This is a genomic window from Companilactobacillus bobalius (assembly GCF_009764355.1).
Genome location: NZ_LNUA01000011.1, coordinates 266,155 through 277,701 on the forward strand (window position 1 = coordinate 266,155; position 11,547 = coordinate 277,701).

At 34.3% G+C, this 11,547-nt stretch carries 10 protein-coding genes; 9 read left to right on the top strand and 1 reads right to left on the bottom strand.

Annotation, left to right across the window (positions count from 1 at the left end):
* Positions 1 to 158 precede the first annotated feature (158 nt).
* From ATN92_RS03215 to lpdD, 7 genes are all read left to right on the top strand, one after another.
* Positions 159 to 908 (top strand): hypothetical protein, encoded by a 750-nt coding sequence (locus ATN92_RS03215; RefSeq protein WP_056951769.1) that lies wholly within the window; start codon positions 159 to 161, stop codon positions 906 to 908.
* Between the two features lie 65 nt (positions 909 to 973).
* On the top strand, positions 974 to 2,032 hold the full coding sequence (locus tag ATN92_RS03220) for a YcaO-like family protein (protein ID WP_056951771.1): 1,059 nt from the start codon (positions 974 to 976) through the stop codon (positions 2,030 to 2,032).
* Positions 2,033 to 2,043: 11 nt separating this feature from the next.
* Positions 2,044 to 3,267 (top strand): MFS transporter, encoded by a 1,224-nt coding sequence (locus ATN92_RS03225; RefSeq protein ID WP_056951773.1) that lies wholly within the window; start codon positions 2,044 to 2,046, stop codon positions 3,265 to 3,267.
* Positions 3,257 to 4,009, top strand: a complete 753-nt coding sequence (locus ATN92_RS03230) for a nitroreductase family protein (RefSeq protein ID WP_056951774.1) — start codon at positions 3,257 to 3,259, stop codon at positions 4,007 to 4,009. Before ATN92_RS03225 ends, ATN92_RS03230 begins: the two co-directional genes overlap by 11 nt.
* 136 nt (positions 4,010 to 4,145) lie before the next feature.
* Positions 4,146 to 5,621 carry a UbiD family decarboxylase gene (locus tag ATN92_RS03235; RefSeq protein ID WP_056951776.1) on the top strand — a complete coding sequence of 492 codons (1,476 nt, stop codon included), beginning with the start codon at positions 4,146 to 4,148 and terminating at the stop codon, positions 5,619 to 5,621.
* A 12-nt stretch (positions 5,622 to 5,633) separates the two neighbouring features.
* A complete protein-coding gene (locus tag ATN92_RS03240) occupies positions 5,634 to 6,206 on the top strand; it encodes a UbiX family flavin prenyltransferase (RefSeq protein ID WP_056951778.1) in 573 nt (190 codons plus the stop codon).
* Positions 6,206 to 6,613: a prenylated flavin chaperone LpdD gene (gene lpdD / locus ATN92_RS03245; RefSeq protein WP_056951780.1), complete on the top strand. Its 408-nt coding sequence runs from the start codon at positions 6,206 to 6,208 to the stop codon at positions 6,611 to 6,613. The genes ATN92_RS03240 and lpdD overlap by 1 nt, the downstream gene beginning before the upstream one ends.
* Before the next feature lie 53 nt (positions 6,614 to 6,666).
* On the opposite strand, the gene coaBC is transcribed toward lpdD, so the two are convergent.
* Positions 6,667 to 7,860, bottom strand: coding sequence for a bifunctional phosphopantothenoylcysteine decarboxylase/phosphopantothenate--cysteine ligase CoaBC (gene coaBC / locus ATN92_RS03250; protein WP_056951782.1), 1,194 nt, complete (start codon positions 7,858 to 7,860; stop codon positions 6,667 to 6,669).
* Positions 7,861 to 7,938: 78 nt separating this feature from the next.
* Here coaBC and ATN92_RS03255 point away from each other — a divergent pair, with 78 nt between their 5' ends.
* A complete protein-coding gene (locus tag ATN92_RS03255; protein ID WP_056951783.1) occupies positions 7,939 to 8,133 on the top strand; it encodes a hypothetical protein in 195 nt (64 codons plus the stop codon).
* A gap of 598 nt (positions 8,134 to 8,731) precedes the next feature.
* Positions 8,732 to 11,365 (top strand): glycoside hydrolase family 3 protein, encoded by a 2,634-nt coding sequence (locus tag ATN92_RS03260; RefSeq protein ID WP_056951785.1) that lies wholly within the window; start codon positions 8,732 to 8,734, stop codon positions 11,363 to 11,365.
* Positions 11,366 to 11,547 lie beyond the last annotated feature (182 nt).

An 11,547-nucleotide genomic window follows, 5' to 3' on the forward strand; every position in this document is an offset into this window, starting at 1 on the left:
TTAAAAACACTCTAATATCAAATGAAAATCGTTCGCGCGAAATCTAAATTAATTTAATTTAATTAGGTTTATATTAATATAACGACTTTAAAATTAATCTTTGAGAGTGAATTTTATTCTATTTCATCAAATAATGTAAAGATAAAGGAGATTTTATCATGGGTGGTATGAATTGCGGTTATTCTCATTATGGTCAAAAAAATCTAGAGTATGCTGGACAGTACGCAGAAGTTACAAAGTCTATTTTTGATATTCAAACAGAATTTGGTAAAGCAAATTCGTATGTTGAAAGTTTAGTGTTAAATGAGCGTACGGATTCAAGGGAATCACTTATTGATTTAAAGTCATCACAAGAACATTTTGAAAGGGCAATTGTGTCCGCAAAGTCTGCAGAAGAAAAAATACAAAAAATGCAATTAACTTTACAGCCGCTATATAGACAAAATGAATTACATAAGGAATTTGTTGATCCATATAGTCAAAAAGACCAAGATAGAGCTTATGAATTTTGGAACAAAATGGGAATGATGCCAGGAAAATCGGAATCATTTGATCAAGTAAAACTTGCTCTTCAAAAAGATGGAGATTTGGAATACTTGAAGATTTTAAATTCTAAAATTTCAAGTTTAAGAAATGTATTAAAAGATTTGTTAACTGAATATTCCAAAGAATCAGTAAAGGAAGATGCTATGAGGGGAAAACTCCAATTATCAATAAGGGATGCAGATAATAAAATTACTGCTTTGACAGCATCAGCTCTTACTAAAATTAGTCAAGTATCAACAGAGATTACAAGTTTCTGTTTAATTGAATATTCAACACATACGAGTCTAACTGGAAAAGAAATATCGTATGAAGAGTATTCGGTATTGGAAAATGAACAAAAAAAAGAAGCACAAGACGCATAAAAGATTTACGCGTAAAATGCGGGAATCATTATGATTCCCGCATTTTTTGTTTATTGGTGAAAAATATGGAAAAAATACAAATTTTAAAAAAGTGGGGTATGCCCAAATTTACAAGTATGCGAATGCCAATTGATGAAAGCTTTAGACCATCAGCTACAATTTTTGGCGGAGATGTGGATCATTTGACGGAAAAGGTCAGGCAAGAATTCTATGAACAAAATGATATAAAAAAATCTGCAAATTTGATTATTAATGAAATGAAGCCCTATACAAAAAAAAATAAAATAATTCCATTAAGTTTAATTCCTTCTGAGTGGAATAGTAAAAACCAAAATGATGTGGATTGGTACAGTAGTGATGATTCTAGATACGTATGTTTTACACGTTGGGATGGTAAAAAAGTATTAATTCCAGCTGCTATATCAATTTCTTTACCCCTTAAGAAGGGATTAAGTTGGATAACTTATAGTGGCTATGCTCATGATAATAAATTTAAAATTGCAGTTGAAAAAGGAATCATGGAATTAATTGAGAGAGATGATTTTGCAAGTTGGTGGCATAAAGGAAATGGTTTATTCGATGTTAATACAACTCAGTTAGAGCTTGTTAAAAGAATGATAAAAGAAATCAAAATTTCTCCAAATGTAAAGGGGGTAGATCTATTTGAAATACCAAATGAATGGAAAGTGATTACTATATTATGTGTTATTTATTCAAATGAATATCCTAACATTTCACTAGGATTAGGGACATCATTTAGTTTGGAATACTCGTGTAAACATGCAATACTCGAAGCGGTTGGCACATATAGAGGACATATGTGGGAAGCATTGAATGGTGAGATTAACGTAAATATGTTGAGGTTTGAGGAAACCTACAAACATATTTTAGAAACTAGGACAAATAGTAGGTTAGATAATAATATTCAAAAATATAGCATAGAAAAGTTAATGAAAAAAACTCAAACATATTTCTCCACAATTAATAATAAAAATGGATATACGATAAAAGCCTATAGTACATTATTACAACCAGAGACATTGTTAAGTACTACACCGTTTGTATCTAGATTAATTTTACGAACGGACAAACCTCTTAAATTAGGCACAGTTCCATTTTGGTAGGTGAATAATATATGAAGAAAATTAAGTTAATAGTTTTCAGTGATTTTATTAGTAGTTTCTCTATATCCGCTTTTATAACATACGCCTATTGGTTTTTATATAGAATTACTAAAGACCAATCAATTGTATCGACTATTGGTACGATAACGATGCTTGCTGTACTGGGTTCGATGATGGGTGGATATATCGTTGATCGATCAAGTAAATTAAAATTATTAAGAATGATTGCTTTTATAAGAATAATTGCATTAATAATTGCATTAACTATATTGATGATGGGTGGAAGTAATGTTTATATTGTTATAACTATTGTAATATTGAATGCCTGTCTAAATATTGTCTATATGCCATTGACTGAGTCTATTGCTCCAACCTTTATACAAAATGATGAAGATATTGTATCTGCAAATTCATGGGTTTCTCTAGCATCACAAGTATCATCAATTGTATCATCCGGTTTTTCAGTAATTATGGTTATGATGAAAGATCCAGAATATTCTTTGGTTTGTGTTGTGATATCTGTCATTATTTCTTTTATTTCTCTTTCGAGAATAAAGGCAGACGATAAACCTAAAATGAGTAATAATATATCATTATTTCGGCTAAAATCAAAAATAAAAGAGGGTATTTTCCTTATATATAAAAATCATTTAGTAAGCATAATGATACCAATTGCTTTGGTAACTAATTTTTGCTATTGGACCATATGGCTTTTGATGCCCAAGTTTAGTGTTGATATATATGGTAAGTATTCTTTTACATACAACTTTATAGATATGGGTTTAACGATTGGGGGAATTGTTGGAACAGTTGTTCTGACAAAATTAGGAAAAAAAATTGGTAAATTACATTTTTATCCAATATATCTTGCTGGACAAGCTTTCTCTTTATTTTTGTTGGGTTTGCTTTCATTAGTACCTTTTGTAAGTATCATTAATGTGGTTCTAGTAGGAATTATATGGATTTTGTACGGCTTTTTTAATAGTATATCGGCAATAATTTATTTTTCGGCCGTACAAATGTCAGCCTCTAGATCTGATATTGGAAAAACTGTGGGGGCAGTATTGACAATTTTTTCAATCGCCAATCCGATAGCTGGAATAACAAGTCCATTTTTATTAAAACTAGTGGGGCTAAGACCGCTAATAATTGTACTTGGTTTAATAATGTTTTTAGCAGCATTAATTATATATACGCCGCCATACATGAAAGTGTTGATAGAAAATGAAAAATAAAATTATAGATATTATTGATAATAATGATATTGGTTCGTCAGACTTATTAAAATATAAAAGAGTTTGGAATACCATGGAACATGGAAAGAAAAAAAAGGAGAATTTTAAATATGAGTTAGTTCAAAATACGTCTCCGTTCTTTACACATGATAATCAACTTAAGCCTATAAAATTAATGAAGGGATATGGTATTAAGAGTATAAGAGAGTTTCAAAGAATTCCCATGAAAAGGGAAGATTTACTTAAAGTAATCTCTCTCTCGTTTTGCAAAGGAAATCAATCTAATCATAGATCTTATGGGTCCGCTGGAGCCCTTTATCCTATTTTTCCCATACTTATTGTTACGAAAGATAATATTGTTGAAAAATTAAGTCGAGGCATATATGTTTTAGATGATGATACCCAAAATTTAATTTATGTTTCTTGTGGCCAAGAATTAAATAAAATGGCAAAGTATATATATCCATATGACGAAAATAAAAAATTACCGTCTGATTTAATGATTTGTTACTGTTTTTCGTTGTTTAGAACAACTATTAAATATGGATTCAGAGGTTTTAGACATATGCTTTTTGAAGCGGGTGAAATGGCTGAAGCTTTTAGATTGTTTGGGAGTAGAGAGATTCCAGATTTTGGCGATATCAGCTGGTCGGGATTTGATGATGAAGGTGTTAAAAAGACAATAGGAATTTCAAATATTTCTCCGGTAATGATTCAGTTTTTTGGATACAGATCCAATTAAAAAGCTTTTTAATCAATTTTATAATATTTCTCAAAAAAGCATTCCATTATGGAATGCTTTTTAAATTAACATGAATTGTTCGCACTTAATATCCCTCCTATAATAATCACTGTTAAGACAAAGAGGAGGCAATTAAATGTCAGAACAACCATATGATTTAAGAAGAGTTATTGATGAATTAAAGAAAGAACCTGGTCAATATCATGAAACTGATGTTGAGGTTGATCCGGATGCAGAACTTTCAGGAGTTTACCGTTATATCGGTGCTGGTGGAACGGTTAAACGTCCTACTCAAGAGGGTCCAGCAATGATGTTCAACAATGTCAAAGGATTTCCTGGAACAAGAGTATTCATCGGTGCGATGGCAAGTCGTAAGCGTGATGGGATGATTTTGCATCATGACTATAAGACTTTGGGACGTCTTTTAAAGGATTCAGTGGAACATCCTGTTGCTCCAGTAATGGTGGATTCTGACAAAGCTCCTGTACAAGAAGTTGTTCATAAGGCTACTGACAAAGATTTCGATATCAGAAAGATTTTGCCAGCTCCAACTAATACTGAATACGATGCTGGTCCATATATTACTATGGGATTAGTTTTGGGTTCAGATCCCGATAAGACTATGACAGACGTTACGATTCACCGTATGGTTTTGGAAGACAAAGATACAATTGGTATGTATATCATGCCTGGTGGTCGTCACATTGGACACTTCCAGAAACAATTTGAAAAACTAGATAAACCTATGCCTATTACAATTAATATTGGTTTGGATCCAGCTATTACCATTGGGGCAACTTTTGAGCCACCTACAACTCCACTTGGTTATGACGAATTGAATATTGCCGGTGCTTTGCGTAATCAAGCAGTTCAACTCGTTAACGCCAAAACAATTGATGAAAAGGCGATTGCTCGTGCCGAATACGTAGTTGAAGCCGAAATTATGCCTAACCAAACTATGCAAGAAGATATCAATACACACACTGGCAAAGCTATGCCTGAATTCCCAGGCTACAATGGTGATGCTAATCCAGCCGTTAATGTGGTAAAAGTTAAGGCTATCACTCACCGTAAAGATAACCCAATTATGCAGACAACAATTGGTCCTAGTGAAGAACATGTTTCCATGGCTGGAATTCCTACTGAGGCAAGTATTCTTGAACTTGTTGACAAGGCTATTCCTGGAAAAGTTGTTAACGTTTATAATCCTCCAGCAGGTGGCGGTAAGTTAATGACTATTATGCAAATTCACAAGGATAATGAAGCCGATGAAGGTATTCAAAGACAAGCAGCTATTTTAGCTCTATCAGCCTTTAAGGAATTGAAGACAGTCTTTTTAGTTGATGAAGATGTCGACATCTTTGATATGAACGATGTTGTTTGGACAATGAATACTAGATTCCAAGGCGACAAGGATATTATGGTTTTACCAGGTATGAGAAATCATCCTTTGGATCCATCTGAAAGACCACAATATGATCCTAAGTCAATTCGTTTCCGTGGTATGAGTTCCAAGACAATTATTGATGGTACTGTACCATTTGATATGAAAGATCAATTTGTCCGTGCTCAGTTTAAGGAAGTCGATGACTGGCAAAAATATTTGAAATAAGGAAGTGTGAAGATGGCTCGTAAAAGAAGAATTGTTATTGGTGTAACTGGTGCTTCAGGCACAATTTATGCAATTGATTTGATGAAAAAATTGAAGGCAATTGAGAATGTTGAAACACATGTTGTTTTCAGTGCTTGGGCTAAGAAAAATTTACAGTTAGAAACAGAAATGTCTTTAGCTGAGATTAAGGAATTAGCCGATTACTTTTACAGTGATAATGATTTGGGTGCTACTATTGCTAGTGGTTCATTCTTAACCGATGGGATGGTAATCGTTCCTGCCAGTATGAAGACAGTCGCCAGTATTGCAGTAGGTATCGGTGACAATTTAATTTCACGAGCAGCTGATGTCACACTGAAAGAACAACGTAAGTTGATTATGGTACCAAGAGAAACGCCTTTAAATACGATACATTTAGAAAACATGACAAAGTTATCGAAAATGGGTGTACAAATGATTCCACCAATTCCGGCATTTTATAATCATCCTGAAACCATTCAAGATTTAGTTGATCATCAAACAATGAAAGAACTAGATGCTTTAAGAATTGACAATGCAATTGGCGGACGTTGGGAGGGAATTTAATGAAATTCTCAGTTACCAAAGAAAATTACACTATGACAGCTGATATTACTATCATTGGTAAAGATTTATTTATCGCTATAACGGGTGGAGATAATCCTCATATTGGAACTATCACGACTCTAACGAAAAATATTGATATGCAGACGATACGATATCCTAGTCACGACGGCAGATTTCATAAGGATGATGTTCTAGCCACTCGTGTTGGAAAAATTATTCAACCTTGTCTACCGGGAAGTTGCACTATCAGTGCGGGAGTCCACATTAATCATATTTCAAAGAAACAAATCATGGTTTCCAGTCAGATGGCACAGAATTTAGGTGATCAAATTAGTACTTGGTTACAACAAAACGATTTCGATGTGCCAGAACCTATTTACTACAGTAATTCGGAGAATCCACAATGAAATAAATGCCCTCTAAAACTAGTGATTACCTAGTTCTAGAGGGCATTTTTGTTTTACTTACTTAAATAGAATTTCCAGAATTTTTTGGCTACATCTTCCTTAGACATTAATGGCCAAACTAAAGGCTGATGTCCTTTTTGTAAAAGGGTAATTTTGTTGGTATCAACGTTAAAACCGGCGTCGACTTGAGCAACATTGTTAGCTAAGATTACATCAGCATTCTTCTTAGCTAACTTCTTTTCAGCATTTTCTAAAAGATTTTGAGTTTCAGCAGCAAAGCCAACAACAAATTGATCTTTGGATTTAGTAGCGGCGATAGTTTGTAAAATATCGGGATTCTTAGTTAATTTGATAGTGAAAATATCTTCATCATCATTCTTTTTGATCTTTTGATCAGCTACATGAACTGGTTTAAAATCGGCAACAGCGGCAGCCATGATTAAAACGTCAGTAGTGGGAAAAACATCTTTTAATTGCTTCATCATTTCGTCAGCAGTTTGTATTTGGATAATATTCATACCACCAAATGGTGCTGCCACAGTGGTAATTAAGGTTACTTCAGCTCCTAGATCACGGGCAATTTTAGCCATCGCAAAGCCCATTTTACCGGACGAACGATTGCCGATAAATCTGACTGGATCGATAGCTTCCTTAGTTCCGCCAGCAGTTACAACAACTTTAACACCCTTCAGTTTTTTCTCAGCAAACTGTTCTTGAATCGCTTTAACTATGACATCAAGTTCGGGCAAGCGGCCTTTGCCAGTCATTCCTTCGGCCAAAAAGCCTGTTTCGGGTTCAATTATTTGAATTCCCATTTGTTTTAAAGTTTGTAAATTATGCTCAACGGCAGGATTTTCATACATATCGGTATTCATGGCTGGGAAAACCAATTTGGGTGCTTTAGTTGCCAGCAAACTGGTAGAAACGATATCGTCAGCTAAGCCATTAGCCATTTTTCCAATAATATTGGCAGTTGCGGGTACGACTACGGCTAAATCGGTCCACAGTGCCAATTTAATATGAGGAATAAAGTCATCAGTAGCGGTTTGGGGTTTGAAATTATCAGTGATAACAGGTCTTTGACTCAAGGTAGCGAAGGTTAGTGGTGTAACAAATTCTTGTGCTGATTTAGTCATAATAACTTGAACCTGAGCACCTTGTTTAATCAATGCACGGACAATGTTCAATGATTTATAAGCTGCAATACCACCTGTAACATAAATTGCAATATGTTTATCTTTAAGCATAATTTCACCTCAAAATTTTTTCTTACTATATTATACATGATTATGAGTATGATAATATTTTCTTATCAGGGGGTTGCCATGAATATTTATACGTTGGATATAATAATTATTATTTTATTGATTGTTGGTTTGAATGATCCATTACTTAGGGTTTTACAAAGTGTATTAGGAAGCAATTTTGTAGTTAGTGAAATAATCATTGGTGTTGTTGTCATTTTTCTTATGATTGTTATTCATAAATATGTTTTGAGACGATTTTTCTTTAAGAAATAGAATAAATTAGGGATACGTTTAAATTACCGTCTTCCGCAAAAGTTGAAAATGCTGGTGGAACGCTGTGGGCACGGCTTGAAGCTAATTATTTCACACTCCGTGCAAAATAATGGATCTTCAAGTCCGGCCTCATTGTAAGTGGCAAAGCCACTAACAATGATTTCACAGCTGACCGCATTTTCAACTTTTGCTCCAGACTAGTGAACTGTTCTTTTGATTTAGAATTTTCATTTGGATAATGTGGAGTTAAGAATTTCAAGATGCTGCGTTTTTACTCGCTAATATTAGGATTAAGAACACAGTTGACTTTAATTTAAATTTCGGGCTATTATTTTTTTGTAAATGAGGACATTAAAAAGGACTGAAGACGGCAATCTTCAGTCCCAAAAATCTTAATGTCATCGCCTGAATATATAAAAAAACTATGTGTTACTCAAGGTCAGACATGCCAGTGTCTGGCCTTTTTTTGTAATTCAATCATACTAATAATGTTTCTATTTGAAAGAATACATATAATGATTATGAAATTACTTTTTAATCAATTATTTAAAAGTGTAAAATTAAGGTAATTACATTTCCACCAAAGGAGAATGTCGCGATGGAAAACGTTATTTCACAAAGAGAATTAGAAAATAAAGAATTAGCTAAAAATGCAGCTGAAGAAGGTATTGTTTTATTACAAAATCGTAATGCTACTTTACCGATTAAAAATAAAACAGTAGCTTTGTACGGAAGTGGGGCTTTTGCCACAATCAAAGGTGGTACTGGTTCTGGTGATGTTAATCAACGAAATATGGTTAGTATTCTGGATGGACTAGAGAGTCATGGTTTCACGGTTACTACTAAGGCTTGGTTGAACCGTTTGAATCGCTATTACCAAAAAGAAAAACAGTCACATGATGAAAAATTAAAAGATGATCCTTTAGCTTTATTAGCACCAGCCTTTAAATTTGATGACCCAGAAGTCGGTGAATTTGAAGATAGTTTAACTGGAATCTATGTTATTTCAAGAAGTTCTGGCGAAAATTATGATCGTAAAAATGAAGCTGGCGATTTTAAATTAACTGATAATGAACTTTCAAATATTAAACGAATGAGTGAATATTACACTAACAGCATTTTGCTTTTGAATGTTGGTGGTGTGATCGATACTAGTTTTATTGATGAATGTCCTTTGTTGGATAGTGTTGTTCTCGTTTCTCAATTGGGAATGACAACTGGAGATGCGGTCGTTGATATTATTGACGGTACAACAACACCTTCTGGTAAATTAACAGATACTTGGGCTTATTCATACGATGATTATCCAACTTCAGAAAATTTTGGTATGGAGAATCCTAAGTACGTTGAGGGTATTTACGTTGGTTATCGTTATTTTGATAGCTTCAACGTTAAACCAAGATATGAGTTTGGTTACGGCTTGAGTTACGCTGATTTCTATTTAAAAGCACAAAAAGTAAATGTTAATGAGAAAAAAATTAAGCTAAGTGTTAATGTCGAAAATATTGGCAATAAGTATTCTGGTCGTGAAGTCGTTCAAGTGTACGTTTCTAAGCCACAGACGGGAATTCCTACGCCTTATCAAGATTTAATTGGCTATGAAAAAACATCTGTATTGCGTCCTAATGCGCAACAGAAGGTGGATTTTGAAATTGATACGAGTGATTTAAGTGTTTTCGATGATGAATTAGGAGCTTATGTTCTAGTGCCTGGGACTTATCTTTTGCGAGTAGGTAACAGTTCACGTAATACGAAAGTCGTTGCTTCGTTTAAACTTGATGAAAAAGTTATTTTGAAAAAAGTTGATTCATTGATGAAGCCGGAAACTGATCCAACTGTCTTTACAGAGAACAAAGTTGAATTGGAGAATGTGACTGACGTACCACGTTTTATTTTGAAAGCTAATAATTTCCCAGAAACTGAATTTATCCAATATCAAGAAAAATCTGATGTTACAACTTTCATCAATGATGAAAATCCATTGCCTGGTAAAGGTTTAGACGAAGTTGTAGAACAAGTTCGCAATGCTGCTGGAAAAACACTTGATGACGTTAATAATGGTGATGTCGAGCTGGCTGAATTTGTGGCTAGTTTATCTACTAAGCAATTAGTTGATTTAGTCGAAGGACAGCTTTCAACTAAAGAGAATAGTGTGGTTGGTATCTCGTCAGATATTTTACCTGGTGCTGCTGGACAAACTGGAATGATCGATCATAAAGGGGTTCCCGCTTTAGTTATGGCCGATGGACCTGCTGGAATCAGAATAGAGCCAGTCTTTGAACGAAACGGTCAGACAATTACACATTATGCAACTGCATGGCCTATTGGAACAGCATTGGCTCAGACTTGGAATAAGAGTTTGGTTAAAAAAGTTGGATTCGCCATTGGTAAAGAAATGGTCGAGTTTGGAGTTGATTTGTGGTTAGCTCCAGGAATGAATATTCACAGAGATCCACTAGGTGGACGTAATTTTGAATACTTTGCTGAAGATCCATATCTTTCTGGAACGATTGCTGCATCAGAAACTAAAGGGGTACAAGATCACCAGACAATTGGAGTAACCTTGAAACACTTTATTGGCAATAACCAAGAGAGTTTCCGTAATTCCGGAGATAGTTTAATTGGTGAACAAGCTCTACGTGAAATTTATTTGCGTAATTTTGAGATTGCTGTGAAATTAGGCCAACCAGTGGCAATGATGACTTCATACAATCAAGTTAATGGAACGTTCTCAGGTGCTAATTTTGAATTATTAACGAATATTTTGCGTGATGAATGGCATTTCAAGGGATTAGTAATGACCGATTGGTTCAGTTCCGCTGATCCTAAAGAAAGCATGCATGCTGGAAATGATTTAATTATGCCTGGAAGTTCCAAGGAAGATTTGCTCTGTGCAGCTAGTGATTTTGGACCAGAGTTTGATGATCAGGGCAATATCAAAATTAAAGAAGAACTTGATATTAAAACTAAGGGCATCAAGAGAACAGAAATGTGGAACGACTTCGTATTAGATGCCGATGGGGATGTGTTAGTAAAAGTTAGAGTTGATAGCAATTCTAATTTGAATAAGCAAATCCAAACTTGGGTTTATACTGGAGAAGCTCAAATCGTTGATGATGATCACGTCTTGTTAACAGGAAAGTGGAAAGATAACAATACTTTGTACTTAGGTGATTTACAAAAATCTGCAATCAATATTTTAAGAACAGTTTTGAAATTGAAGTTTAGTTAAAATGCCGTCCTCCGCAACAAGAAAATTTGGCTGGAACGCCATGGGCCGACTTAGAGCTAATTATTTCCCACTTCGTGCAAAATAATGGATCTCTAAGCTCGACCTTTCCCTAAGCAATAAATTGCTAAGGGAATCTCATGGCTGAGCCAATTTTCTTGTTGCTCCGGACTAAATCCTACTTT

What these genes read in the sequence shown, in the direction of transcription:
- lpdD (WP_056951780.1), top strand. Translation starts at nt 6,206, where the DNA reads ATGAAATTCTCAGTTACCAAAGAAAATTACACTATGACAGCTGATATT.
- ATN92_RS03240 (WP_056951778.1), top strand. Translation starts at nt 5,634, where the DNA reads ATGGCTCGTAAAAGAAGAATTGTTATTGGTGTAACTGGTGCTTCAGGC.
- ATN92_RS03235 (WP_056951776.1), top strand. Translation starts at nt 4,146, where the DNA reads ATGTCAGAACAACCATATGATTTAAGAAGAGTTATTGATGAATTAAAG.
- ATN92_RS03255 (WP_056951783.1), top strand. Translation starts at nt 7,939, where the DNA reads ATGAATATTTATACGTTGGATATAATAATTATTATTTTATTGATTGTT.
- ATN92_RS03215 (WP_056951769.1), top strand. Translation starts at nt 159, where the DNA reads ATGGGTGGTATGAATTGCGGTTATTCTCATTATGGTCAAAAAAATCTA.
- ATN92_RS03260 (WP_056951785.1), top strand. Translation starts at nt 8,732, where the DNA reads ATGGAAAACGTTATTTCACAAAGAGAATTAGAAAATAAAGAATTAGCT.
- coaBC (WP_056951782.1), bottom strand. Translation starts at nt 7,860, where the DNA reads ATGCTTAAAGATAAACATATTGCAATTTATGTTACAGGTGGTATTGCA.
- ATN92_RS03225 (WP_056951773.1), top strand. Translation starts at nt 2,044, where the DNA reads ATGAAGAAAATTAAGTTAATAGTTTTCAGTGATTTTATTAGTAGTTTC.
- ATN92_RS03220 (WP_056951771.1), top strand. Translation starts at nt 974, where the DNA reads ATGGAAAAAATACAAATTTTAAAAAAGTGGGGTATGCCCAAATTTACA.
- ATN92_RS03230 (WP_056951774.1), top strand. Translation starts at nt 3,257, where the DNA reads ATGAAAAATAAAATTATAGATATTATTGATAATAATGATATTGGTTCG.